The 23263-nt window shown below is 71.4% G+C and carries 23 protein-coding genes and 2 pseudogenes; 13 read left to right on the top strand and 12 right to left on the bottom strand.

The window, feature by feature from the left end; genetic code table 11:
- Positions 1-72: 72 nt before the first annotated feature.
- The 4 genes from ACWGJM_RS30595 to ACWGJM_RS30610 form a co-directional block, all read right to left on the bottom strand.
- Positions 73-645 (bottom strand): transglutaminase domain-containing protein, encoded by a 573-nt coding sequence (locus tag ACWGJM_RS30595; protein WP_453414967.1) that lies wholly within the window; start codon positions 643-645, stop codon positions 73-75.
- An 87-nt stretch (positions 646-732) separates the two neighbouring features.
- On the bottom strand, positions 733-1803 hold the full coding sequence (locus ACWGJM_RS30600) for a threonine aldolase family protein (RefSeq protein ID WP_453414968.1): 1071 nt from the start codon (positions 1801-1803) through the stop codon (positions 733-735).
- Positions 1800-2546, bottom strand: a complete 747-nt coding sequence (locus ACWGJM_RS30605; protein ID WP_453415010.1) for an SDR family NAD(P)-dependent oxidoreductase — start codon at positions 2544-2546, stop codon at positions 1800-1802. Before ACWGJM_RS30605 ends, ACWGJM_RS30600 begins: the two co-directional genes overlap by 4 nt.
- Before the next feature lie 35 nt (positions 2547-2581).
- Positions 2582-3979, bottom strand: a complete 1398-nt coding sequence (locus ACWGJM_RS30610; RefSeq protein ID WP_453414969.1) for a DUF6421 family protein — start codon at positions 3977-3979, stop codon at positions 2582-2584.
- Positions 3980-4345: 366 nt separating this feature from the next.
- Between ACWGJM_RS30610 and ACWGJM_RS30615 the strand changes: the two genes are divergently transcribed.
- Positions 4346-5029, top strand: a complete 684-nt coding sequence (locus ACWGJM_RS30615) for a glycerophosphodiester phosphodiesterase (protein WP_453414970.1) — start codon at positions 4346-4348, stop codon at positions 5027-5029.
- A gap of 31 nt (positions 5030-5060) precedes the next feature.
- Here the strand turns inward: ACWGJM_RS30615 and ACWGJM_RS30620 are convergent, their stop codons facing one another.
- Entirely contained in the window at positions 5061-5600 is a 540-nt protein-coding gene (locus tag ACWGJM_RS30620; RefSeq protein ID WP_453414971.1) for a GNAT family N-acetyltransferase, read from the bottom strand.
- Between the two features lie 71 nt (positions 5601-5671).
- Between ACWGJM_RS30620 and ACWGJM_RS30625 the strand changes: the two genes are divergently transcribed.
- The gene (locus tag ACWGJM_RS30625) at positions 5672-6064 is read left to right on the top strand and encodes a VOC family protein (protein ID WP_453414972.1); all 393 of its coding nucleotides are present in this window, start codon (positions 5672-5674) and stop codon (positions 6062-6064) included.
- 9 nt (positions 6065-6073) lie between these two features.
- Here the strand turns inward: ACWGJM_RS30625 and ACWGJM_RS30630 are convergent, their stop codons facing one another.
- Together ACWGJM_RS30630 and ACWGJM_RS30635 are read right to left on the bottom strand one after the other, a co-directional pair.
- Entirely contained in the window at positions 6074-6985 is a 912-nt protein-coding gene (locus ACWGJM_RS30630) for an N-acetyltransferase (RefSeq protein WP_453414973.1), read from the bottom strand.
- A gap of 214 nt (positions 6986-7199) precedes the next feature.
- Positions 7200-7508 carry a DUF6980 family protein gene (locus ACWGJM_RS30635; protein ID WP_453414974.1) on the bottom strand — a complete coding sequence of 103 codons (309 nt, stop codon included), beginning with the start codon at positions 7506-7508 and terminating at the stop codon, positions 7200-7202.
- Positions 7509-7522: 14 nt separating this feature from the next.
- On the opposite strand from ACWGJM_RS30635, the pseudogene ACWGJM_RS30640 reads away from it, so the two are divergent.
- Positions 7523-7974: pseudogene (locus tag ACWGJM_RS30640) on the top strand (IS5 family transposase); the annotation flags it as partial.
- Positions 7975-8070: 96 nt separating this feature from the next.
- On the opposite strand, the gene ACWGJM_RS30645 reads toward ACWGJM_RS30640, so the two are convergent.
- On the bottom strand, positions 8071-9021 hold the full coding sequence (locus ACWGJM_RS30645; RefSeq protein WP_453414975.1) for an alpha/beta fold hydrolase: 951 nt from the start codon (positions 9019-9021) through the stop codon (positions 8071-8073).
- A gap of 90 nt (positions 9022-9111) precedes the next feature.
- Between ACWGJM_RS30645 and ACWGJM_RS30650 the strand changes: the two genes are divergently transcribed.
- Both ACWGJM_RS30650 and ACWGJM_RS30655 read left to right on the top strand, forming a co-directional pair.
- Entirely contained in the window at positions 9112-9726 is a 615-nt protein-coding gene (locus ACWGJM_RS30650; protein WP_453414976.1) for a TetR/AcrR family transcriptional regulator, read from the top strand.
- A 21-nt stretch (positions 9727-9747) separates the two neighbouring features.
- A pseudogene (locus tag ACWGJM_RS30655) lies at positions 9748-10427 on the top strand (VOC family protein).
- Positions 10428-10442: 15 nt separating this feature from the next.
- On the opposite strand, the gene ACWGJM_RS30660 reads toward ACWGJM_RS30655, so the two are convergent.
- The 3 genes from ACWGJM_RS30660 to ACWGJM_RS30670 all read right to left on the bottom strand — a co-directional run bounded on the left by ACWGJM_RS30660 (position 10443) and on the right by ACWGJM_RS30670 (position 15329).
- Positions 10443-13019, bottom strand: coding sequence for a cellulosome protein (locus ACWGJM_RS30660; protein WP_453414977.1), 2577 nt, complete (start codon positions 13017-13019; stop codon positions 10443-10445).
- A gap of 103 nt (positions 13020-13122) precedes the next feature.
- Positions 13123-13671, bottom strand: coding sequence for a MarR family winged helix-turn-helix transcriptional regulator (locus ACWGJM_RS30665; protein ID WP_453414978.1), 549 nt, complete (start codon positions 13669-13671; stop codon positions 13123-13125).
- Complete coding sequence (locus ACWGJM_RS30670; protein ID WP_453414979.1) at positions 13668-15329, bottom strand: FUSC family protein; 1662 nt, start codon at positions 15327-15329, stop codon at positions 13668-13670. The genes ACWGJM_RS30665 and ACWGJM_RS30670 overlap by 4 nt, the downstream gene beginning before the upstream one ends.
- A gap of 174 nt (positions 15330-15503) precedes the next feature.
- Between ACWGJM_RS30670 and ACWGJM_RS30675 the strand changes: the two genes are divergently transcribed.
- The 5 genes from ACWGJM_RS30675 to ACWGJM_RS30695 all read left to right on the top strand — a co-directional run bounded on the left by ACWGJM_RS30675 (position 15504) and on the right by ACWGJM_RS30695 (position 19078).
- Positions 15504-16049 carry a DUF5134 domain-containing protein gene (locus tag ACWGJM_RS30675; protein WP_453414980.1) on the top strand — a complete coding sequence of 182 codons (546 nt, stop codon included), beginning with the start codon at positions 15504-15506 and terminating at the stop codon, positions 16047-16049.
- 114 nt (positions 16050-16163) lie between these two features.
- The gene (locus ACWGJM_RS30680) at positions 16164-17099 is read left to right on the top strand and encodes a M56 family metallopeptidase (RefSeq protein ID WP_453414981.1); all 936 of its coding nucleotides are present in this window, start codon (positions 16164-16166) and stop codon (positions 17097-17099) included.
- 104 nt (positions 17100-17203) lie between these two features.
- Positions 17204-17893, top strand: coding sequence for a phosphatase PAP2 family protein (locus ACWGJM_RS30685; protein ID WP_453414982.1), 690 nt, complete (start codon positions 17204-17206; stop codon positions 17891-17893).
- 106 nt (positions 17894-17999) lie between these two features.
- Positions 18000-18335: a twin-arginine translocation signal domain-containing protein gene (locus ACWGJM_RS30690; protein ID WP_453414983.1), complete on the top strand. Its 336-nt coding sequence runs from the start codon at positions 18000-18002 to the stop codon at positions 18333-18335.
- Between the two features lie 53 nt (positions 18336-18388).
- On the top strand, positions 18389-19078 hold the full coding sequence (locus ACWGJM_RS30695; protein WP_453414984.1) for an HAD family hydrolase: 690 nt from the start codon (positions 18389-18391) through the stop codon (positions 19076-19078).
- Positions 19079-19099: 21 nt separating this feature from the next.
- Here ACWGJM_RS30695 and ACWGJM_RS30700 read toward each other — a convergent pair whose 3' ends face one another.
- Complete coding sequence (locus ACWGJM_RS30700) at positions 19100-19348, bottom strand: DUF2630 family protein (protein ID WP_453414985.1); 249 nt, start codon at positions 19346-19348, stop codon at positions 19100-19102.
- Between the two features lie 252 nt (positions 19349-19600).
- Here ACWGJM_RS30700 and ACWGJM_RS30705 point away from each other — a divergent pair, with 252 nt between their 5' ends.
- From ACWGJM_RS30705 to ACWGJM_RS30715, 3 genes are all read left to right on the top strand, one after another.
- Complete coding sequence (locus ACWGJM_RS30705) at positions 19601-20281, top strand: TetR/AcrR family transcriptional regulator (RefSeq protein WP_453414986.1); 681 nt, start codon at positions 19601-19603, stop codon at positions 20279-20281.
- Positions 20282-20395: 114 nt separating this feature from the next.
- Positions 20396-21739: an FAD-dependent oxidoreductase gene (locus ACWGJM_RS30710; RefSeq protein ID WP_453414987.1), complete on the top strand. Its 1344-nt coding sequence runs from the start codon at positions 20396-20398 to the stop codon at positions 21737-21739.
- A 158-nt stretch (positions 21740-21897) separates the two neighbouring features.
- Positions 21898-23262 (top strand): nucleobase:cation symporter-2 family protein, encoded by a 1365-nt coding sequence (locus ACWGJM_RS30715; RefSeq protein ID WP_453414988.1) that lies wholly within the window; start codon positions 21898-21900, stop codon positions 23260-23262.
- Position 23263 lies beyond the last annotated feature (1 nt).

The raw sequence follows: 23263 nt of genomic DNA on the forward strand, positions 1-23263 counted from the left end.
CCGGCGCTTCACCGGCCGGGTGAACCGCCAGATCCGCGCCCCGGGGGGCGCTCGCCCCGAATCCGCCTCGCCTCAGAGTGCGGCGGGGAGCGTCTGCCACAAGTACGGGCGGTCGGGTGCCGCCTTCAGCGCCGCGAGCACGACCGGATGAGGTTCGGCGTACAGGACTGGATAATCCAGTTCGCCGGACTCGGCGTCGGGTTCAAAGGCCAGCCGCTCGCCGTCCAGGGAGAACCGCGCGTCCACACCCGGCTTGTTGCCGCGCGGGTCCTGCCGGTGCCAGGCGCCGTTGAAGCGCACGGCGACCAGGCCGTGCACCACGTCGAACTTCTGGTAGCAGAGCGCGGTCGGAATGTCCTCGGCGCGTAGCAGTGCGGCCAGTGCGTGGGCCTTGGCGTAGCAGATGCCGGTGCCCTGCGCCAGTACGTCCGAGGCGCGCCAGGTGACGCGCGGGTCGCCGGAGTCCTGGGAGTGCGGGATGGTGTCGCGCACGAACTCGAATGCGAGGCGCGCATAGGAATACGAGTCATCGGCGTCCTTCGCGAGACGCGCGGCCGTTTTCCGGACCACCGGGTGATGGTGGTCGATGACCTCGTCGGCGGCCAGATAGGCGGACAGGTCGGGTGTCTCCTGGATCAGCTCCATGCCCGCAGAGCATAGGAATGCGATCACCCGAGAGTCAATGACTTTTCAGGTGACCGCATATCTATGCATACATCGAAGGGTCAGCGCTCAGCGCGCCATCTCCTCCTTGACCGCCGCCACGAACGCGTCCACGTCCTCCTCGGTGGTGTCGAAGGAGCACATCCACCGGACGACACCCGCGGCCTCGTCCCAGAAGTAGAACCGGAACCGCTTCTGCAGGCGCTCGCTCACATCGTGCGGAAGCCGGGCGAAGACCCCGTTGGCCTGGACGGGGTAGAGGAGTTCCACCCCGTGCACCGCCCGCACGCCCTCCGCCAGCCGCTCGGCCATCTCGTTGGCTTGGCGGGCGTTGCGCAGCCACAGGTCCCTGGCGAGCAGGGCCTCGAACTGCACCGACACGAAGCGCATCTTGGAGGCGAGCTGCATGGACATCTTGCGGATGTGCTTCATCTGACGGACGGCGTCCTGGTTGATGACCACGACCGCCTCGCCGAACAGTGCGCCGTTCTTCGTCCCGCCCAGCGAGAGGATGTCGACACCGACCGCGTTGGTGAACGTCCGCATCGGAACGTCCAGGGAGGCGGCCGCGTTGGCCAGCCGGGAGCCGTCCAGATGCACCTTCATGCCGTGGGCGTGCGCGTGCTCGCAGATCGCGCGGATCTCGTCCGGCGTGTACACGGTGCCCAGCTCCGTGCTCTGGGCGATCGACACCACCTGCGGCATGGCCCGGTGCTCGTCCTCCCAGCCGTACGCCTGCCGGTCGATCAGCTCGGGGGTGAGCTTGCCGTCCGGGGTGGGCACGGTGAGCAGCTTGAGGCCGGCCACGCGCTCGGGGGCGCCGCCCTCGTCGACGTGGACGTGCGCGGACTCGGCGCAGATCACCGCGCCCCAGCGGTCGGTGACCGCCTGGAGCGCGACGACATTGGCGCCGGTGCCGTTGAAGACCGGGAACGCCTCCGCCGTGGCGCCGAAGTGGCTGCGGACGATCTGCTGGAGGTGCTCGGTGTAGTCGTCCTCGCCGTACGCGACCTGGTGACCGCCGTTGGCCAGGGCTATGGCGGCGAGCACCTCGGGGTGCACGCCCGCGTAGTTGTCACTGGCGAAACCGCGGACCTGCGGGTCGTGATGGCGACGGGCATCGGTCTTCGGGGGGTTCACGGCTTCTCGGTCAGCCACAGGCGGTGTCCGTTCACTTCGGCGGCGGGCTTGGTCCAGACCTCGGTGATGGCCTCCGCCAGGTCCTTGACGTCGGTGAAGCCCGCGAACTTCGCGTTGGGGCGTTCGGCGCGCATCGCGTCGTGCACCAGCGCCTTCACCACCAGGATGGCAGCCGCCGACGTCGGCCCCTCGGCGCCCCCGGCCTTGCGGAAGTAGTCGGCCAGAGCCAGCGTCCAGGCCTCGGCGGCGGCCTTGGCCGAGGCATAGGCGGCGTTGCCGGCGGTGGGCTTGCTGGCGCCCGCCGCGCTGATCAGCAGATACCGGCCGCGTTCGCTGCGCTGAAGCGCCTCGTGGAAGGCCAGGGAGGTGTGCTGCACGGTCTTGACGAGCAGCAGCTCCAGGAAGTCCCAGTCGTCGAGGCTGGTCTTGGTGAAGGTCTCGCTGCCCCGCCAGCCGCCGACGAGGTGCACGAGGCCGTCGACGCGGCCGAAGTCCTTCTCGATGTGCGTGGCCCAGTCGCGGGTGGACTGGAGGTCGAGCAGGTCCACCGTGTCCCCGGTGACGGTGGCGCCGCCGCCGGCGTAGCGGGCCGCGTCCACGGCCTCCGACAGCCGCTCCGGGTCGTTGTCCGCCCCGACGACGGTCGCGCCCGCCTCGGCCAGCCTGCGCAGCGCCGCCCGGCCGGCGGGTCCGCCCGCGCCGGCGACCGCGATCACCGCACCGTTGAGAGCCCCGTTCCCCATTTTCGCCTCCTGCTGAGCGGTGTTCGTACGGTCACTCACGCGGCGACCTTCTCGGCGCCGTCCGCCGTGATGCCCCGGGTGGAGGCGATCACGTTCTTCAGCTTCTTCGACAGTGCCTCATAGAACATGCTGAGCGGAAACTCGTCCGGAAGCACGTCATCCACCAGCTTGCGCGGCGGCTGCGTGAGGTCCAGGGCGTCGGGGCCCTTGGCCCACTTGGAGCCCGGGTGCGGGGAGAGGTAGGTGGAGACCAGTTCGTACCCGGCGAACCAGTGCACGAGCTTCGGGCGGTCGATGCCGTCCCGGTAGAGCTTCTCGATCTCGGCGCACAGCTGGTTGGTGACCTGCGGGGCGCGCTCCCAGTCGATGGCGAGCTTGTTGTCGGTCCAGCGCACGACGTCGTGCCTGTGCAGGTAGGCGAAAAGCAGCTGGCCGCCGAGGCCGTCGTAGTTGCGGACGCGCTCGCCGGTGACGGGGAAGCGGAACATCCGGTCCAGCAGCACCGCGTACTGCACGTCACGGGCCTGCGGGACGCCGTCCGCCTGGAGCTTCACGGCCTCCTTGAAGGCGGTGAGGTCGCAGCGCAGCTCCTCCAGGCCGTACATCCAGAACGGCTGGCGCTGCTTGATCATGAACGGGTCGAAGGGCAGGTCGCCGTGGCTGTGGGTGCGGTCGTGGACCATGTCCCAGAGCACGAAGGCCTCTTCGCAGCGCTTCTGGTCGTGGACCATCGCGGCGATGTCCTCGGGCAGTTCGAGGCCCAGGATGCCGACGGCGGCGTCGGTGACGCGGCGGAAGCGGGCGGCCTCGCGGTCACAGAAGATGCCACCCCAGGAGAAACGTTCCGGCGCCTCGCGGACGGCGATCGTCTCGGGGAACAGGACGGCGGAGTTGGTGTCGTACCCGGCCGTGAAGTCCTCGAAGGTGATACCGCAGAACAGCGGGTTGTCGTAGCGGGTGCGCTCAAGCTCGGCCAGCCAGTCCGGCCAGACCATGCGCAGCACGACCGCCTCGAGGTTGCGGTCGGGGTTGCCGTTCTGCGTGTACATCGGGAAGACGACGAGGTGCTCCAGGCCGTCGGCGCGGTTGGCGGCGGGCTGGAAGGCGAGCAGCGAGTCCAGGAAGTCCGGCACCTGGAAGCCGGCGTCGGCCCAGCGGCGCAGGTCGGCCACGAGGGCCTTGTGGTAGGCGGCGTCGTGCGGCAGCAGCGGGGACAGCTCGACGACGGCGTCGACCACACGGCGGACGGCGAGCTCGGCCTCGGCCGAGCCCGGGGCGCCGTCGGCGTCGAAGTCGATCGATCCGTCCTTGGACTGCCATGGCCGGATCTGCTCCACGGCATCCTTGAGCGCAGGCCACGCAGGGTGCTCAACGACCCTGGCCGCAGGAGAGACCTGCTCCTCCGAACTCACCTGCACAAGAATTTCCGTCATGTCCCATCCTTCACGGGAGAACCTCGAGTAGGCACACCGTACGCATACGGCGTTTCTCCCAGCAAGGGGGGTCACCGAAAATTATCCTGCGTCACTCCATGGTCACCGCTCTTTTTCCTGCCCGGCATCGCATGGACGCACACTTCCGCTTCAGGCGAAGGCATGGGAGACGCGGTCGAGGGTAGGAGGAACGGCCGTACGGATCCAGCCGGTCAATCGTCAGGACCGGCCATCACCCCAAACGCGCGCGTACGTGCGGGTTCAACCCGAGACCCGGCCATTAGGCTGCGAGCCTGTCGCGTGGACAGCGACGTCCCTCCGGTCCGCGCGCGTGCCGAGCCGCCGTCGACGGAAGCGAGTTGAACCTTGAACTTCCTTACCATCGGTCACCGCGGGATCATGGGTGTGGAGCCCGAGAACACCCTCCGTTCCTTCGTCGCCGCCCAGCAGGCCGGCCTCGACCTGATCGAACTCGATCTTCACCTGAGCAAGGACGGCGCCCTGGTCGTCATGCACGACACGGACGTGGACCGCACGACCGACGGCAACGGCGCGATCGCTGAGAAGACCCTGGCCGAGCTGCGCACCCTGGACGCGGGCCACGGCGAGCGGGTGCCGGTGTTCGAGGAGGTCCTGGACGCCGTGAAGGCGCCGCTTCAGGCCGAGATCAAGGATACCGCCGCGGCCCGGGCGCTGGCCGAGGTGATGCGCGAGCGGGACCTCGTCTCCCGGGTGGAGGTGTCCTCCTTCCACGACGAGGCGATCGCCGAGATCGCTCGCCTGGTCCCCGGGGTCCGCACGGCGCTCATCGCCAGCCGCTACGGCACCGACGTGGTGGACCGGGCCGTGGCGGCCGGCGCCTCGACCGTCTGCCTCAACATCCGACGGCTCACCCTGGAGATCGTCGAGCACGCCCGCAAGGCGGACCTGAGGATCATCGGCTGGGTGGTCAACACCCAGGACCACCTGCGGATCGTGCGGGCCCTCGGCCTGGACGGGGCGACCACCGACTACCCCGAGATCAAGCGCACCGGCCGCTTCACGGCGTGACGGTCACGGCGTGACGGTCACGCCGTGACGATCAGGCGAGCGGCTTGACCAGCAGCTCGAACTGGAGGTCGTCGCGCTGCGGGATGCCGAAGCGCTCGTCGCCGTACGGGAAGGGCGTCATCCGTCCCGTACGGCGGTAGCCGCGGCGTTCGTACCAGGCGATCAGGTCGTCGCGTACGGAGATCACCGTCATGTGCATCTCCGTGACACCCCAACTCTCGCGGGCCTGCCGCTCCGCCTCCGCGATGATCACCTTGCCGAGGCCGGCGCCCTGGAGTGCGGGGCTGACCGCGAACATGCCGAAGTAGGCGTGGTCGCCGCGGTGTTCGAGCTGGCAGCAGGCGACGATCCGGCCGTCCCGCTCGACCGTCAGCAGCCGGCTGTCCGGCGACTTCATGACCTCCAGCACGCTCTCCGCATCCGTCCGCTGGCCTTCCAGGATGTCCGCCTCGGTGGTCCATCCGGCCCGGCTGTCGTCGCCCCGGTAGGCCGACTCGATCAGCGCGACCAGCGCGTCCACATCGGCGTCGGTGGCGTCACGGAAGGTCGGTGCGGCAGCGGCGGTGTCCATGGGGAAACGTCTCCGAATCTCTGGCGCGGCAGGGCAGGACGAGACTAACCCTGCCACTACCCTCCGGGTGCATGGTGCACGTACTCAGCAGCCGGACACTTCTGCGCCCCACCGACCCCGAACGCTCCCGGTCCTTCTACGGCGAGCGGCTCGGGCTCGCCGTCTACCGCGAGTTCGGCACGGGTCCGGACCGGGGCACCGTCTACTTCCTCGGCGGCGGCTTCCTCGAGGTGTCCGGACGCTCCGAGACCCCGCCGTCCCCGGCGTTGCGGCTGTGGCTCCAGGTTCCGGACCTGGCCGCGGCCCACGAGGAACTCCTCGCCCGGGGCGTCGAGATCGTCCGGCCGCCGGTGAAGGAGCCCTGGGGGCTGGTGGAGATGTGGGTCGCGGATCCGGACGGGGTGCCGATCGTGCTGGTGGAGGTACCGGCCGATCATCCGATGCGGTACCGGCCGGGTATCTGACGGGTCCCGTCAGGTCTCCGGCCGGTGCTCCCAGCCGCGGTCCGTGCGGGTCAGTTCGCGGAAGCCCGCGGTTCGCAGCGTGTCGAGTGCGCCGTGGTCGTCGGCGAGTTCGTAGGCGAGGAGGCGGTCGACGCCGGACAGCCCGAGCCAGTCGGCGGCGTGGGCCAGGAGCCGGCGCTCCCAGCCGTCTCCGTACCGTGCGGGGTCGATGTGCAGGTTGCCGATGTCGGCGAGCCCGGCGGGGCGGGCGTGGCGCTCGGGGCGGGCCAGGACGGTGTCAACCTCGACGAAGCCGACGGGCTGTCCGTCCGCGTACGCGGTGAGGCGGGTGCCGCACTGTCCGAGCGTGCGCTCGACGGTGACGCCGGGCCGGGGTTCGGGGCGGGGCAGCTCGGACAGCTGGGCGAGGAGGATCACCTCGGTGCGCCCGGTGTGCCGGAAACCGGCGCGCTCGTAGACGGATCGCACGTGCGGCCAGTTGCTGGGCAATCCGTAGACGGCCGGAGCGGGCAGATCGCCTGAGGCGAGGCGGACGCGGACCTGCCAGCGGGCGAGCTGGGCGAGGCAGGCGGCCATGAGCAGGTCGGCGGCCTTGTCGGTGTCCGGCCGGAAGGAGGCCGGCGGATGCCACAGGAACCAGGCGATCTCGCCGGCGTCCCGGTAGTCGGCGCCGACCTCGGCGTCGGCCCGGTAGCGCAGGAGATGGGCCGCGGCGACGATGTGCCGGCGCAGTTCGGCGACGAGCGTGACCCGCTCCGCCACCCACGGGTCGGTGACGAACTCGTCGGGCTGCCGTTCCAGACTGCTGAGCACGGTGTTCACGGAGACGGAGACACCGGGGACGACGGCGGCGACATGAGTGTTGACCAGCTCGGTCAGCTGGTCGCGGTCGTCGCGGTGGAAGGGGCGTACCTGGGACATGCGTGGCCTCCGGTCCGGAGCGTGATCGGAAGGCCGCCATGCGATGCGGTACGGCCCGAGCGTACGCCGCTACCGGCGACGTCCGCGAGGGGGTTTCGGCGGCGTTCGTGGAAGGGTTTCGGCGGCGTTCGCGAGGGGGTTTCGGATGGCCGCGAACCGGAGGCGGGGCCAGGTCCTGTTTCTAAATTGCCCGCAGGAGTTGTCTGAGCTGGTGCTATGGCGTCGGCCGCAGCCAGCGGCCGTCCTGGAAGTCGACGGGGACGTCATCAGCCCAGGGGTCGATCCCACGACTCTCCAGTACCTCGAACCAGCGGTCACGCTGGGACTCGGGTAGCCGCTGACCGCACCATGGGCAGAAATCGATCCCGATGCTTGAGGTGCCGCCATCGTGAATGATCAGCCCGTACTCCTGGAACTTCGGAGTGAAGCCGATGAGTGCATCGGGGCAGTCGAACGGGTCCGGGTGCTGGTCGCAGAGCCAGTTCACCTGGCGCGTCATCGCTTCACAACAGTGCTCGGTCATGGGCTCAGCCTCTCGTGAGCGGCCTGCTCGAAAGAAGCCCGTTGTTGCCGGTGGGCAAGAACCCGGGACGGCCTCCGACCTGGCCCAAGCGGCAGCTCATCGACGGCATACGGTGGCGGACCCGGACCGGCGCGCCGTGGCGGGACGTGCCTGCTCGGTACGGCGAGTGGGAGACGGTCTACGGGCTGTTCCGGCGCTGGCAACGCGACGGAATCTGGAAACGCATACTCGAGCAGCTGTAGACCGATGCCGACGTCAAGGGGCCTGATCACCTGGGACGTCAGGTGGACTCCACCATCGCGCCGGCGCATCAGCACGCTGCCGGGGCGCGCAAAAGGGGGACCCGCAACGGGACAAACCTGGCGGGATTGAGGTCGAACCCGCTGACCACGACCTCGGTCGCTCCCGGGGTGGAATGACTACCAAGCTCCACCTGGCGGTGGAACAGGGGCCACAGCAACCGTTGCCGTCATCAATGAGTGGCTGTGACCAGTACTTTCACACGCGCCCTAGTTCGGCGAGGGCGCGGAGGATCTGGTGTTGGCGAACTCCCTGACACGCTCTACCCGACACGCGCGTGATCGATGAACTCGGTCAACGCGTCCACAGTTGCGTCGGGCCGCTCGTCGGGAATGAAGTGCCCGGCTTCCGGGATGACGACGCCGGTCACGTTCTCTGCCCAGGGGCTGATGGAGGCGGCCATGTCGGGGATCGAGCCGTGGGAGCTGGAGATTCCCAGGACCGGGATGGTCAGGTGCCCTCGTCCGGAAGCGAGAGCGTCATGGTTTTTGCGCCCTGATTCCGCGGCGTCGCGGAAGTAGGCGAGAGACGCTCGGAGCCCTCCCTCGGCCGCGATGGCGGCGGCGTAATGGTCGATATCGGCGCTGTCGAACGTGTTCGGGGACAGTGCCTTGACCCTCAAGAACCAGTCCACGTAGTCACGTTCGCGGCCGGTGATCAGCGTCTCGGGCAGTTCGGGCACCAGGTGGAATGCCAAGTGCCAGGTCTTCCAGGCGCGTTCGGGATCCGTTGGGATGGTGTCCGGGAGGGTGATTCCCGGAATGCCGGCGTCGAGCAGGGCGACGCCGTGCAGGCGGTCCTGGTACCTCAGGGCGAGCGAGAAGGCGACGCAGGCCCCGATGTCGTGGGCGACGAGCCAGTACTTCGGCACGTTGAGCGCGGTCAGCGCGGCCTGGACGCGCGAAGCGACGGTGTGAGTGTCGTAGCTCCCTTGGGGACGATCGGAGTGGCCCTGTCCCGGCAGGTCGATCGCGATCACGTGGAAGCGCTCGGCAAGGCGCGGCATCGCCTTGTGCCAAGCCCACCAGGTCTGCGGGAATCCGGCGAGCAGTACGACTGTGGGGCCGTTCGACCGACCGCCTTCCACGGCGTGAAGCCGGATTCCTTCCGCGTCGACCCAGCGGTGGGTGAAGCCCGCGAGGTCGCGCAGCGGCAGCTCGCGGACCTGGTTCTGGTCGGGAGGGCGGTGCGGGGCGGTGTTGGCGTCGGCCATGCCTCCACTCTAACTCATCTTGGACTGTTCAGTTCAAGATAGGATGGGCAAGGCCACGATTGATTGGCTCAAGAACGGGGTGCATGCGGGATGGCCGGGAAGAAGCAGTTCGACGTGGACGTCGTGCTCGACGCGGCGATGGTCCAGTTCTGGCGGGCCGGGTACGCCGACACCTCGCTCGACGACCTCTCCAGGGCGACCGGATTGAACCGAAGTTCCATCTACTCCTCGTTCGGCGACAAAGACTCGCTCTACCTGCGCTGCCTGGACCGCTACGCCGTCCGGTATGGAGACAGGTACGACCAGGCGCTTTCCTCCGGTGCATGCGGGGAACCGCTACGGGCGATACAGGCGTTTTTCGAGGTCACCCTCCAACGCATCGCCGACCCCGACGTGCCGGACGGATGTCTGGTCGCTCAGACCGCGATGGCGACACCAGCGCTCAGCGCCGCTATCGCCACGCGTGCGATCGAAGCTGTGGGGCTTCAGCGTGCGCGGCTGCGGACCGCCTTGAACACCGCGGAGTTGGCCGAGGGCGACGCCGAGAACTACGCCACTCACATCACGGCGGTCAACCAGTCGCTGGCCGTGATGAGCAGGGCCCGGGCGAGCCAGAAGCAGCTCCGCACGATCGTCGACATCAGCATGACCGCGCTCTCGCAGGCTTTGCACAGCCGGGGCCAGAGCGGCCCTGACAGCTTTTGAAACAGGCCCTGGCGTGCTGCCATGAAGCTCGACGGGCCGGTGACCGGTGGACCCTGCTGGACGGAGCTGGGGACCAGCGACCTGGAGGGGGCCAAGCGGTTCTACGCCGAACTGTTCGGCTGGCGTCCCGAGACGGATCCGCGCCAGGAGGCGGGCGGCTACACGGTCGCGCACATGGGGGACGCGGCGGCGCGGCACGTGGAGGAGGCGGGCGGCACGGTGATCCTCGGCCCGATGGACGTCTTCGACGTCGGCCGCTTCGCCGTCGCCCTCGATACGACGGGGGCGGCCTTCCAGCTGTGGCAGGCGCGCGCCTTCCCGGGCGCCGGACTGTTCAACGCGCCGGGCTCACTGGGCTGGGTGGAGCCGGCGACCCGTGACACCGATCGGGCCCGGGACTTCTACACCACGGTCTTCGGCTGGAGCGTCAACGCCTCCGAGTGGTACACGCAGTGGGGCATCGACGGCGCGGACTTCGGCGGGATGGCGGCGATGGGCGACCGGTTCCCGGCGGAGCTGTCCGCGCACTGGATGCCGTACTTCGCGGTGGCGGACGTGGACGCGACGGCGGAGGTGGCGGTACGAGCGGGCGGCGGTGTGGTCACGGAGCCGTCCTCCGTCCCCGGCGGCCGGCGCATCGCGGTGCTGCGGGATCCGCAGGAGCGGCCTTCGGGGTGTACCGGCCGGGCGAGGAGAGCTGATCCCCTCCGGACCGGTCACCTCAGTGGTGTCACCGTCACCCGGTCGATGACCGGGGCGTGCGCGGAGCGCTGACCGTGGGCGTTGCGGCCGGTGCCGTCGAAGTCGGGGAGTTCGTCGGCGGTGAAGGCGACCGTGTTGTCGCCCCGGCGCAGGGTGACGGGGACGGAGAGCTCGAAGAAGTTGTTGAAGTGGAAGGTGGTCGGGAACAGCAGGCGCCGCGGGTCGGCTCCGTTGACGGAGATGTCGGCGTGACGGCAGACCGGGTCTGGGTTGTAGTGGGTGGCGGGCGCCTGTTCGCCGTTGGAGTAGCGGATGGTCAGCGCGTGCCGTCCGGCGCGCTCGGCCAGGACGGTCAGGGTGAGCGAGTTCGCCGGTCCGGCTCCGATGCCGTCCACCGCCTTGCCGCCGGTGGCGAAGGTGTGGGCGCCGGTGACATGTGCCCGTCCCGTCAGGACACCGTCCTCCGCCTGGTACGTGGCGGCGGGCAGCAGGCCGCGGGACGGTCCGGCCAGCAGCCGGTCCAGGATGAGCCGGTCCGACTCCCCCGTGACCGTGATCTTGTTGATGCCGCCGGCCAGGAAGACCGATACCGCACTGCGCTCGACGGGCCCGAGCTCCTCGCCGTTGACCGTGAGCAGGCCCTCGCCCGGTCCGATGAGGTCGACGGTGACACTCGCCTCGCCGTCGGCGGACGCATGCACCCAGAAGGTGGCGGTGCCCCCACGCGGCAGGACGACCGTGCCGGGTCCGGAGGAACCGCGATGCGCGTGGCTCACCCGCGCTCCGTGTCCGAGCGAGGCGTATTCGGCGTCGTACAGTGCGGGCGCGGTCACGTGCTCGTCGCGCAGGGCGAGGTCGAGCCGGTCGACGACCGCGTCGCCGCGGGTGACGCCCAGGTCGGCGTCGCGGGCGGCCAGGGTGAGCGTGTGGCGGCCGGCGGTCAGCTCCACCCGGGTGTCGGTGCGGCCCCAGACCGCCCACTTGTAGCCGAGGGGCAGCCGCAGCTCCTGCGGCCGTTCGCCGTCGACGCGCAGGAAGACGTTGGTGGGGCCCTGTTCGCGCACGCCCTCGGCGAGATTGTGGGAGTTCGCGAAGACGGCGACGTCGTACGTCCCGTCGCGCGGGACCTCGACGTCGAAGGCGAGGACCAGGTCGGAACCGGTGCGCAGGCCGCCGACGTGATGACCGCCGGAGGTGGCGAACTTCTCCACGTCGGCCGGGGATCCCTCGGGCCCGTGCACGACGTGGCCGTCACCGCTGTGCGCCGCGTCCTCGGCCTCGTACGTCCGCCGCCAGCCGACCGAGGGCGGCACCGGAGCGGCCCCGTTCCCGCCGGGCGACATGATCACCTGGTAGGCGGACATCTCCTCCAGGCCGGGCAGATGCACCGTCAGCTTGCCGTCGTCGACGGGAAGTTCGAGGTCGGCGAGCCGCAACGGCTGGGCCGAGGAACCCAGTTGGCCCGTCCATGGAATCTCGTGCAGCCGTACGTGCACGACGGTGCCGAACACCTCCGGGTCGACGCCCGCGAAGACGAGGTCGGCGCCGCCGCTCCCGCCGCCGAAGAGCACCCGTGCCTGGCGCTTGTCCCGGTCGAGGGCGGCGACGCCCTGGAGGGTGTACTGCACGTTGGGATGCGGCGCGGCGACCCGGACCGTGTTGCCGGTCAGCTGTCCGTAGGCGTTGAACAGCCACCACTGGCCGTTGCCCTTGTTGGCCTCCACCGCGGAGTCGTTGAGGTTGCCGTCGATGTTCCAGTACGCCATGTCGGCGTCGACCTTGCACTCCTCCAGGGCGGCGATCCACTGGATCATCTGGCCGGGCACGGACAGGTGGTAGTTGTGCGCGTACTCGTTGATGTTGACCGGCAGCGGGCCGATCCCCAGCTCCCGCTCCATCCGCCGGTACTCGGCGACGTTCCGGCGGATCTCGTCCGGTGACGAGAGCTCGTGCCAGGTGACCACGTCGGGGAGGACGCCGTGGTCGCGGGCGAACTCCAGGAAGCCCCGGACCTCCTCGTACAGGATGCACGTGTTGGGCCCGGCGATGCGCGCGCCGGGGTGCAGGTCCCGGATGAGCCCGCTCAGGTCCTGCCAGGCGGCGAAGTAGCGGGCCGGGTCGTCCCGCCAGGAGACGGTGTCGTAACTCCACTCCCCCGTACCGAACATGTTGCCCTCGGGCTCGTTGAAGGGCACGTACACGACGTGGGACGCGAGGGGGCCGAGCGTGAGCACCTGCTCGACCTGGCGGCGGACCCGGGCCCGGAAGCCGGCGAGCCGCTCCTCGCCCGTGGCGCCGGGCCACTCGTAGGGGAAGCCGCGGTAGATGTCGGTCATGTAGACGTACACGTCCCGGCCGCCCGCCTCGACGAAGGAGGGCAGGACCTCCAGGGCGTCGCCGCCCGGGTGCTGGGTGCCGTCCTGTGCCTTGGTGGAGACCGTGCGGACGTGCATGCCCTCGACGACGTTGCGGCTGGGCACGCCGTCGCCGTACAGCCCGTACAGCGTGCCGCTCGCGCCGCCGTGGACGGGGCCGGTGTCGGTGCCGAGGTCGACGGTGAGCGTGTGGGCGGCGGAGTCTGCGGCGGTCACGACACCATCCCTTGTCCGTGATTTCGTACACCAGTCGGCAAACCGGACGGGACGACCGTAGGGATCACCTCCGGTCCGCGTCAACGGTGGCGACGGGCACCGCTCACGCGCGCAGGGCGCCCATCCGTCCCTCCAGCCGGGTCAGCAGCTCGGCGAGCAGGCCGGCCAGCTCCCCCTGGGCTTCCGGGGCCAGGACGGACAGGACGGCCGTCTCGTAGGCGAGCTGCTCGGGGAGGATGCTGTCCACGAGGGCGCGGCCGGCGTCGGTGAGGCGCAGATGGGCGACCCGGCGGTCACGGATGTCGCCGCGGCGCTCGACCAGGCCGCGCTCGGTGAGCTGCTTGAGGCGCTTGGTGACGGCCGCGCCGGAGGAGAAGGTCTCGCGGGCCAGCTCGCTCGGGGTCAGCTCGTGGCCGGTGCGGCGCAGGGCGCCCAGCAGGTCGAACTCGGGTCGGCTGAGCCCGGCACGGCGCAGCGGGGCGTCCTCGGCCTGTTGCAGGAGGGCGGCGCAGCGGTTGATGCGGCCGATGACCTCCATGGGCCCGGTGTCCAGCTCGGGGTGGACGGCCCGCCACTGCCGTACGACCACGGCGACGGTGTCGCCCCTCGCCGCGTCGCCGTCGGCCGCCGGTCGTCCGTTGGTCCCCGTCATGGCCGTACGTCCTCCGTGGTCCTCGTCCCGGCCGAGGGGCGTGGCCCCTGGCCTCGTACCGTCGCGGCGAGCGTACGGTGTCCGGACTGCTCGGCGAGCACGACCCGCTCCTCGGGCAGGGCGCGTTGCCACCACTCGCCGGACGCGGCGTCGGCCGTGGCGCGCAGTTCGACCAGGGCGGCGGCCAGCGAGCGGCGGGCGGTTTCCAGGGCGCGGGGCTCCGGGCGGGGCTCGGCGAGCAGGCGGGCGGCGCGTTCGCGGGCCCGCTCGGCCGCGGTCAGGGCGTGTCCGAGGCGGTCGCCCGCCCGCCGGTTGGTGACGGCGACGGCGGCGACGAAGCCGGCGAGCGCGCCGACCAGGGTGTCCACGACCCGCTCGGTGATCAGCGCGGAGGAGTCCTGCGTCCGGGCGAACTCGGTGATCAGCAGCGCCATCGGGGTGACGCAGACACTGCCGAGCCAGTAGTTGCGGCCCATCAGCGCCTCGGCGCCGAAGTTGAGGGCCAGGCAGCACAGCACCGGGGCCGCGGGGTGCAGGTGGGCCACCGGGACGAGGGCGGCGAAGAACAGGACGCCGACCAGGTTGCCGACGACGCGCTGCACGCCCCGGCTCCAGGTGAGGGTGACGTTGGCCTGGTACATGGAGGCGGCGGTGACGACGGCCCAGTAGGGCCTGCCGATCCCCAGGGCGAGGGAGGCGTATCCGGCGAGCGAGCAGCCGATCGCGGTGCGGGCGGCGATCGGGGCGAGCGGGCCGAGGGCGCGCCACCAGGCGGGGTGCGGGGCGGCGCGCTCGGCGTCCACGCCGAGGAGTTCGTCGGCGTCGGCGGCATCCGGGAGGTCGGTCCGGGGGACGCGGCCGGTGCCGCGCAGGGCCCGCGCCCAGCCGCGCAGCCGCTCCGGGTCGGTGTCGGCGGGTGCGGCGAGGGCGACCTCGGCGCGGACGAGCAGGCGTTCGAGGGCGCGGCGGGTGCGGTCGACGCGGGTACCGGTGGACAGCAGCGACTGCCAGGCGGCGTGTACGGCGGCGGCCGCGGCGGCACGGGTGCGGGCGTGGCCGTCGCCGGTGCCGCGCGTGGCGGCGTACGCGGCGGCGGCGTTCAGGGCCTGGGCGGTGGCACGGCGCTCGGGGCCGTACGGGCGCAGCAGGCCGGGCGCCATGCCGACCAGCCAGGCCCAGGCGCCCGCTCCCGCGGCCAGCGCCAGGTGGCCGGGCACTTGGCCGAGGGTCTGCGGCACGAACAGGGACGCGGAGCTGATGAAGGTCAGCACCACGTTCCCGGGCGGGCCGACGCGGGTGGCGTCGCACACCGCCTTCTGCACGGCGGCCAGGAGGGCGCCAACGGTGACCAGGACGACGGCATCGGTGGTGAGCGAGGCCGTGAGCAGGGCGGCGGCGAGCCCGGCGACCATGCCGAGCACCACCCACGCCAGGGCGCGGGCCCGGGCGGCGTACGGACGGTTGTGGCCGTAGAGCGCGCACAGCGATCCGGCCATCGTGTACATCGCGAGGTCCAGGCGGCCGAGCGCGAGCAGGGCCAGGTTGGGCGGGGCGACCGCGGCGACCACGCTCAGCGCGGGCTTGAACCAGATGTCGGACGGCCGGCCCAGGCGCAGAACGCCGGCGAGGGGAAGACGGCGGGGGGTCGCACAGCTCATACCAACGAATTTAGCATATGTTTTACTCGTAAATCATTCCAGGGAGGGATCCTCGCGGGATCTCTCACCTGCCGTGCACCACCGAATGCTCCCGTGCACCCCTTTGCGCTCGCGTGCGCACCGCGCGGACCGGGCATCGCATCCCTCGACCCACCGTGGAGGGGGGAGGGGCGCGTGCACGGACCGACTTCGCCCGGCTGGCTGCTGGTCGCGCTGTGCGCCGGGACCGGGGCCTACTGCCTGCTGCGGATGCGCAGCAGTGTCGAGGAGCAGCGGCGCGCCGCGGGCGGCGAGGCGCTCATGGGCTTCGGCATGGCCGCGATGGCCGTGCCCGGCACGGCGTTCAGCCCACCGCCGTGGACCTGGCCGCTCTACGCCGTGGTGTTCGGCGCGGCGGCACTGCGGGCCCTGTGGGCCGCGCGCGGCAGCCCGCACCACCTGCACCACCTGGTGGGCAGTACGGCCATGGTCTACATGGCGGTCGTGATGGCCGCCTCCCCCGCGTCGCACCACGCCCACGGCGGCGCGGGGGTGCCGCCGCTGACGGGCGCGCTGCTCCTCTACTTCACCGGGTACGTGCTGCTCTCCGGCGTCCGTCTGGTCCCCGCCGGCCTCGCGTCCGGCGCGGGCGACGTCCGGTGGGGTGACCGGCCGGAGCTGGCGCGGGCGTGCCGGCTGTCGATGGGGATCGGGATGGTGGCGATGCTGCTGACGCTCTGAAGAGCCGGCCGGCGGGGCGGGGTGCCCCGGACACGCCGGACGCGAGCGTTGCCTGCGTCACTTTGCCGCGGCGGGCCGTACCCCTCGGTAGCCACCGCTCATAGGGTGCTGCCCATGATGGTCCCCGCGGCACTGCTGCTGCTCGGCGCCCTGACCGCCGTCGGCGCCCCCCGGCTGCTCGCCCGGGCCGACTGGCCGGACCGTGAACCGGTGGTCGCCCTGTGGGCGTGGCAGTGCGTCGTCGCGGCCGTCCTGATGTGCTGCGCGCTGTCGATGACACTCAGCGCGGCGGCCGCCTGGCAGGCGGTGCGCGGGCACCTGTTCGGCTCGGCGCCACGGGCGGTCGTGGACGCGTACACCCTCGGCACGGCCGGGCCCTGGGCGGCGACGACCGCGGTGACGCTGGCGTGCGGCGGGCTGTGGAGCGCGGCGATGCTGGTCCGCGAGGTGGCCCGGGCCCGCTCGCGGCGGCGCCGCCGGCGGGCCGAACTCCTGGTGCGGGCGCCGCTGTTGCCCGGGGAGGAGCCCGCGGGCGGCCGTCTGGTCGTACTGGAGGGCCAGCGGCCGGACGCCTGGTGGCTGTCGGGGGCCACCCCTCAACTCGTCGTCACCACTGCCGCGTTGAGCCGTCTGAAGGGACGGCGACTGGACGCGGTCCTCGCCCACGAGCAGGGACACGCGCAGGCCCGCCACGACTGGTTGCTGCACTGCTCGGCCGCGCTGGCGGGTGGCTTTCCGCAGGTGCCGGTGTTCGCCGCGTTCCGCGACGAGATGCACCGGCTGGTCGAACTGGCCGCCGACGACATGGCCTCCCGCCGCTTCGGCCGCCTGACGACCGCACTGGCACTGGTGGAACTCAACGAGGACCGTGGCATCTTCGGCCCCGGCCCCACCTCGCACACCCATGTCCCCCAACGCGTGCACCGCCTGCTCACGCCCCCGGACCGCCTCACGGCGATGCACCGCCTCCGCCTGACCGCCGCGGCGGCGGTGGTGCCGGTGATCCCGGTGCTGGTGGCGCTGGTGCCGGGGCTGCGGGCGCTGGGGTAGGGCCCGCCCCTCCCACCCATGGTGTCGGTCCGGGCCCCACAGGCTCCGAGCCCCGGCCTGCCCAGTACTGGCCTCCCGCCCCACGCTTCGGCGAAGATCGCATCATGCACCACCCGTCCGTCGACTCACCGCCCCGCCCGAAGCAGTACCGCGCGGCAGCCGTCGCGGCCGCGCTCCTCGCGCTGTGCTCCGCCCTGCTGCTGGCGCTGGTCGCGATCAGATGGCACCCCCTGATCACCGTGGACGGGGACGTCTCCCGCACGACCCACCGCTGGGCGGTCGCAGAGCGCGGCGTGACACAGACCTTCCGCATCCTCACCGACTGGGTCTGGGACCCGCTGACGATGCGCCTGGTGTGCGCGGTGGCCGCGGTGTGGCTGGTGTGGCGCCGGTCGGCGTGGTGGACGGCCGTGTGGCTGGCGGTGACCTGCGCGGTGGCCACGATCGTGCAGCAGTCGCTGAAGGCGGCCGTCGACCGCCCGCGCCCGGTCTGGCATGACCCCGTCGACTCCGCGCACTACGCGGCCTTCCCCTCGGGTCACGCCATGAACGCCATGGTGGTGTGCGGCCTCCTGCTCTGGCTGCTCCCCCGCTTCGGCGCCGGACGCGCCCTGCGGCGTACGGCCCTGGCGGTGGCCGTCGTGTCCGTGCTGAGCGTCGGCCTGACCAGGGTGTGGCTGGGCGTGCACTGGCTGTCGGACGTGGTCGGGGGGTGGCTGCTCGGGGGGCTGGTGGTCGCGGTGGCGATTGTGGCGTACGAGTCGCCGTGGGGTTCCCGGGCACGCTCTGACTAACGGACGGTCCCGTTCAGCCCCACCCGAACATCGAACATGCTTACGATCAGGCGGCGCCCTCGGGAGACGCCCGCAGGGCCGCCTTGGAGGGGGAATCGTGTCCAGCATGTCGAGACGATCACTGCTCGGATATTCGGGGACGGCCGCGGCGAGCGCGGCGATCGGCGGTACGGCGTCCGCGCAGCCGGCCCAGGCCCAGGAGGCGCAGGCGGAGACGGCGTCGACGGATTTCTCCCCGGGGACGCTTTTCTCCGGACAGTCCACCATCGCCGACATCGACGCGTACCTGGACATCAAGTTCAGCGTCCAGGTGACCGACGCCCCCGCGGCCAGCTCCATCGACCCGCTCGAGATCGCCAACCTGCTCAACGACTTCATCGCCACCCGCGGCTGGCACGCCGTCAAGTTCTACGGCACCCCGCCGCCCGCTCCACTGAACTGACCTGCGCCGACGGCGGCCCCGCACCGGCCGGGCCGCCGGGTACAGTCCAGCGCATGACTGCCGTCCTCTTCGACTTCTCCGGGACCCTGTTCCGTGTCGAGTCCACCGAGTCCTGGCTGCGTGCCGTGCTGGCCGAGGCGGCGTTGGAGCTGTCCGAGCGGGAACTGGCCGAGACGGCATGTGCGTTGGAGGCCGCCGGGGCGCTGCCCGGCGGGGCGGCGCCGGTCGAGCTGCCCGCGGAGCTCGCGGAGGTGTGGGCGGTCCGGGACGAGAGCGCCTCGCTGCACCGGGCCGCGTACACCGGGCTGTCCCGCCGGGTTCCGCTGCCCGATGCGGGGCTGCACGAGGCGCTGTACGACCGGCACATGTCACCGCGGGCCTGGTCCCCTTACCCCGACGCCGCCGAGGTGCTCGGTACCCTGCGCGAGCGCGGGATCGGCGTGGGCGTGGTCAGCAACATCGGCTGGGACCTGCGCCCGGTCTTCCGCGAGCACGGGCTCGACGGGTACGTGAACGCGTACGCGCTGTCGTACGAACACGGCATCCAGAAGCCGGACCCGCGCCTGTTCGCCTCGGCCTGCGCGGCGCTCGGCGTCGAGCCCCGGGACGCGCTGATGGTCGGCGACAGCCGGCCGGCGGACGGCGGCGCGGCGGCTCTGGGGTGCCGGGTGCACTTCGTGGACCACCTGCCGGTGTCCGAGCGGCCGGACGCGCTGCTGCCGGTGCTGGACCTGGTGGGCTGAGCCCGGCGGAGCCCGTTCCGATCAGCCCTGGTATCCCTCGACCTGCGACTCGGAACGGACCCGGGCGTCGTCGGGGTCCTCCCCGAACTCTGCCTTGGCACGGCGCTGGCGCAGCAGGTCCCAGCACTGGTCGAGCTCGCGTTCCAGGCCGGTGAGCCGCTGTTGTTCGGTGGCGCTGTCGATCTCTCCGGCCGCGAGGGCCGCCCGCAGCTTGCGCTCGTCCTCGACCATCTCCGTGACCCGGGTCAGGATCTGCTCGTCCTGTTCCATGTCCGCCACGCTCCTCCGCTCGGCGCCCCTGCCCCACTGTAGGGACGGAACAGTCGCCGTGCGACGGAAGAGACGAAGAGGCGTGCGTCTGCGCGCGCCGGGTCGGGCACCGGCCGCTGCCTGAGCCGTCCGTCTGAGACGATCCCCCGTGTCGCCCCAGACGGACGGCAGCCCTGAACAGACCCCGGTAGAAACGGTGCCTGGTGCGTCGATTATAGTTGGCTGGCAGCCAGTCAACGCAGGAGTTTCAGCATGTCCCCGCGCAGCGCCTCGGTCAATGAAGAGTTGCGGCGGCGTTCCCGGGAGCGGCTTCTACAGGCCGCGGTGGAGCTGGTCGGCGAGCACGGGTACGAGGCCACGACCTTGGGTGACATCGCGGACCGGGCGGGCTCGGCGCGCGGCCTGGTGTCGTACTACTTCCCCGGCAAACGCCAGCTCGTACAGTCCGCCGTGCACCGGCTGATGCACCGCACGCTGGAGGAGGCGCTGGAGCGCGAGCCGCGCACCGACGACGGGCGGGAGCGGCTGGCGCGGGCCATCGACGCGATCCTGGGCCTGGCCCGGGACCGGCCCGTGCTGATGCGCCAGCACATGGCCGGGCTCCTCCAGGCCGAGGGCCTCGTCCAGTGCCCGGAGCAGCGCCGCCTGTCCGAGCTGCTCGGCGACACGGTCGCCAGGTACGGCTCGCACAACGTACGGGCCGACTATCCCCTGCTGCGCGCCGTGCTGATGGGGGCGGTGTACGCGGCGCTGGTCCCGGGCGTGCCGATGCCGGTCCCGAAGCTGCGGGAGGAGCTGTTCCAGCGCTACGGCCTCGACTGGGAGCTGGGTGTCCCGCCCGGGACGGGAGCGGCGGAGGGGCCGTGCGAGAAGGACCTGTCGCGGTTCTTCGCCACGGAGGAGCGGCCGGGGGAGCAGCGGGGCCCCCGGTAGAGCCGCTGGGACCGGTGGGGCCGGTGGGGCCGGTGGGGTGACGCCACACGCCGCCCCGGCACGTCACCCCACCGGCCCCTGTCAGCGGAGCCGACGCGGTGAGATCCTGGAGCCATGCGTGTCGCCGTCGTCGGCTCCGGGCCGAGCGGGTGTTACACCGCCCAGAGCCTGGTCCAGCTGGATTCCGAGGTGTTCGTCGACGTACTGGACCGGCTGCCGTGTCCGTACGGCTTGGTGCGCTACGGCGTGGCCCCGGACCACGAGAAGATCAAGTCACTGCAGGGCAGCCTGCGCACGGTGCTGGAGCACGACCGGGTGCGGTTCCTCGGGGGCGTGCGGGTCGGCGGCCCTGGTGGGTTGCCCGTCGAGCGGCTGAGGGAGCTGTACCACGCGGTCGTGTACTGCGTGGGCGCCGCGACCGACCGCCACCTCGGCATTCCGGGCGAGGATCTGCCGGGCAGCTGGTCGGCGACCGAGTTCGTGTCCTGGTACAGCGCGCATCCCGACGCGGTCGAGGCCGGTTTCCTGGCCGGCGCCCGGTCGGCCGTGGTCATCGGCGTGGGCAATGTCGCCGTGGACGTCAGCCGGATGCTGGCTCGCGGCGCGGCGGAGCTGAGCCCCACCGACATGCCGCAGGCGGCGTTCACCACGCTGGCGGCGAGCGGGGTGCGGGAGGTGTGGATGGTGGGCCGGCGCGGCCCCTCGCAGGCCCGTTTCACCACCAAGGAGCTGCGTGAGCTGAGCGGCCTGCCCGGCACCGAGGTCACCGTGGACCCGGACGAACTGGCACTCGACCCGGAGTACGCCGACCCGTCCGGGCTGCCCGCACCGCGGCGGCGCAACGTGGAGGTGCTGCGCGGCTGGGCGGCGCGGCTGCCCGCGGAGGCGTCGCACCACATCCGGCTGCGCTTCTTCCTGCGCCCCGTCGAACTCCTCGCCGAAGGCGGGCGCGTGGGCGCGGTGCGCTTCGAACGGACCGTGCCGGACGGGCAGGGCGGCGTCACGGGCACCGGCCGGTTCGAGGACGTCGAGGCGCAGTTGGTGCTGCGCTCGGTCGGCTATCGCGGAGTGCCGCTGGAGGGGCTGCCGTTCGACGCGGCGAGCGGCACGGTGCCGAACGTCGAGGGCCGGGTGGTGCGCGGCTCCGCCGTGTCGGCGGGCGAGTACGTGGCCGGCTGGATCAAGCGCGGCCCGACCGGTGTCATCGGCACGAACCGCCCGTGCGCCAAGCAGACGGCGACCTCCCTGCTCGCGGACGCCCCTGTCCTCGCCCACGCGTCCGTCCCGGACGATCCGGTCGCGGCGCTGCGGGCCGCCGGGATCGATCCGGTGCCGTGGGCGGGATGGCAGGCGATCGAGCGGGCCGAGGCGGAGCTCGGGGCCTCGCTCGGGCGGAGTGTGGTCAAACTGGCCGACTGGGAATCACTGCTGGCGGCGGCGCGGACGGCGACCTCTTAGGAGTCCGGCGGATCAGGTCGCCCCGGCGGAGTCGGGCGCGCGTGGGTGGGCAGTACACACACCGGCAACAACACGGAAATCAACAAACTGTTCAAGGCCCTTACGGTCTCGTGCTGTTCGGATGTCACCCCCGCCCCCGCCGCCGCTCTGGAGTGCCCATGGCCACGACCACCCCCGTCCATCCCGTCGACGAGGTCCCACCCGCACGGCAACTGGCCGCCTTCGGGTTGCAGCACGTGCTCGCGATGTACGCGGGCGCCGTCGCGGTCCCGTTGATCGTGGGCGGTGCGCTGAAACTGTCGCCCGCGGACCTGGCGTACCTGATCACCGCCGACCTGCTGGTGTGCGGCATCGCCACGCTCATCCAGTGCGTCGGCTTCTGGCGGTTCGGCGTGCGGCTGCCGATCATGCAGGGCTGCACCTTCGCGGCCGTGTCACCGATGGTGCTCACCGGGACGACGGGCGGCGGACTGCCCGCCATCTACGGCTCGGTGATCGTGGCGGGACTGGCGATCGCGCTGCTGGCACCGGTCTTCGGCAGGCTGCTGCGCTTCTTCCCGCCGCTGGTCACCGGCACGGTGATTCTGATCATCGGTCTGTCGCTGCTGCCGGTCGCCGGCAACTGGGCGGCGGGCGGGGCCGGTGCGAAGGACTTCGGGGAGCCGAAGAACCTGGCGCTCGCGGCCTTCGTGCTGGCGGTGGTGATCGGCGTGCAGCGGTTCGCCCCCGCCTTCCTGAGCCGGATCGCGGTGCTGATCGGCATGGCGGTGGGGCTGGCGGTGGCCGTGCCCTTCGGTTTCACGGACTTCGGCGGGGTCGGGAACGCCGACTGGGTCGGTATCAGCACGCCGTTCCACTTCGGGGCACCGGCGTTCGAGGTGTCCGCGATCGTGTCCATGCTGGTGGTGGCCCTGGTGACCATGACGGAGACGACCGGTGACCTGATCGCGGTCGGCGAGCTGACCGGGCGGAAGGTCGAGCCGCGCTCCCTGGCGGACGGACTGCGCGCCGACGGGCTGTCCACCGTCCTCGGCGGCGTGTTCAACACCTTCCCGTACACGGCGTACGCGCAGAACGTCGGGCTGGTCGGCATGACCCGGGTGCGCAGCCGCTGGGTGGTCGCGGCGGCCGGCGGCATCCTGGTGCTGCTCGGCCTGCTGCCCAAGCTGGGCGCGGTGGTCGCGGCCATTCCCGCGCCGGTACTGGGCGGCGCGGGAATGGTGATGTTCGGGACGGTCGCGGCGAGCGGTGTGCGGACGCTGGCGCGGGTCGACTTCAAGGACAACGACAACCTGACGGTGGTGGCCGTCTCGGTCGCCGTGGGTTTGCTGCCGGTGGGCGTGCCCACGGTGTACGCCAAGTTCCCGGACTGGTTCCAGACGGTGATGAACAGCGGCATCAGCGCGGGCTGCCTGACCGCGATCGTACTGAACCTGCTGTTCAACCACCTTCCGGCACGGGCCGGTTCGGCCGCCGGCGGCGGCGAGGGGCCCGTCGAGGAACCCCGGGCAGAGGCCGCCTAGG

This window comes from Streptomyces sp. NPDC054834, assembly GCF_053611185.1.

What these genes read in the sequence shown, in the direction of transcription:
- ACWGJM_RS30715 (WP_453414988.1), top strand. Translation starts at nt 21,898, where the DNA reads ATGGCCACGACCACCCCCGTCCATCCCGTCGACGAGGTCCCACCCGCA.
- ACWGJM_RS30705 (WP_453414986.1), top strand. Translation starts at nt 19,601, where the DNA reads ATGTCCCCGCGCAGCGCCTCGGTCAATGAAGAGTTGCGGCGGCGTTCC.
- ACWGJM_RS30710 (WP_453414987.1), top strand. Translation starts at nt 20,396, where the DNA reads ATGCGTGTCGCCGTCGTCGGCTCCGGGCCGAGCGGGTGTTACACCGCC.
- ACWGJM_RS30630 (WP_453414973.1), bottom strand. Translation starts at nt 6,985, where the DNA reads ATGTCCCAGGTACGCCCCTTCCACCGCGACGACCGCGACCAGCTGACC.
- ACWGJM_RS30670 (WP_453414979.1), bottom strand. Translation starts at nt 15,329, where the DNA reads ATGAGCTGTGCGACCCCCCGCCGTCTTCCCCTCGCCGGCGTTCTGCGC.
- ACWGJM_RS30610 (WP_453414969.1), bottom strand. Translation starts at nt 3,979, where the DNA reads ATGACGGAAATTCTTGTGCAGGTGAGTTCGGAGGAGCAGGTCTCTCCT.
- ACWGJM_RS30595 (WP_453414967.1), bottom strand. Translation starts at nt 645, where the DNA reads ATGGAGCTGATCCAGGAGACACCCGACCTGTCCGCCTATCTGGCCGCC.
- ACWGJM_RS30650 (WP_453414976.1), top strand. Translation starts at nt 9,112, where the DNA reads ATGGCCGGGAAGAAGCAGTTCGACGTGGACGTCGTGCTCGACGCGGCG.
- ACWGJM_RS30680 (WP_453414981.1), top strand. Translation starts at nt 16,164, where the DNA reads ATGATGGTCCCCGCGGCACTGCTGCTGCTCGGCGCCCTGACCGCCGTC.
- ACWGJM_RS30690 (WP_453414983.1), top strand. Translation starts at nt 18,000, where the DNA reads ATGTCGAGACGATCACTGCTCGGATATTCGGGGACGGCCGCGGCGAGC.
- ACWGJM_RS30625 (WP_453414972.1), top strand. Translation starts at nt 5,672, where the DNA reads ATGGTGCACGTACTCAGCAGCCGGACACTTCTGCGCCCCACCGACCCC.
- ACWGJM_RS30620 (WP_453414971.1), bottom strand. Translation starts at nt 5,600, where the DNA reads ATGGACACCGCCGCTGCCGCACCGACCTTCCGTGACGCCACCGACGCC.
- ACWGJM_RS30635 (WP_453414974.1), bottom strand. Translation starts at nt 7,508, where the DNA reads ATGACCGAGCACTGTTGTGAAGCGATGACGCGCCAGGTGAACTGGCTC.
- ACWGJM_RS30665 (WP_453414978.1), bottom strand. Translation starts at nt 13,671, where the DNA reads ATGACGGGGACCAACGGACGACCGGCGGCCGACGGCGACGCGGCGAGG.
- ACWGJM_RS30645 (WP_453414975.1), bottom strand. Translation starts at nt 9,021, where the DNA reads ATGGCCGACGCCAACACCGCCCCGCACCGCCCTCCCGACCAGAACCAG.
- ACWGJM_RS30700 (WP_453414985.1), bottom strand. Translation starts at nt 19,348, where the DNA reads ATGGAACAGGACGAGCAGATCCTGACCCGGGTCACGGAGATGGTCGAG.
- ACWGJM_RS30695 (WP_453414984.1), top strand. Translation starts at nt 18,389, where the DNA reads ATGACTGCCGTCCTCTTCGACTTCTCCGGGACCCTGTTCCGTGTCGAG.
- ACWGJM_RS30685 (WP_453414982.1), top strand. Translation starts at nt 17,204, where the DNA reads ATGCACCACCCGTCCGTCGACTCACCGCCCCGCCCGAAGCAGTACCGC.
- ACWGJM_RS30605 (WP_453415010.1), bottom strand. Translation starts at nt 2,546, where the DNA reads ATGGGGAACGGGGCTCTCAACGGTGCGGTGATCGCGGTCGCCGGCGCG.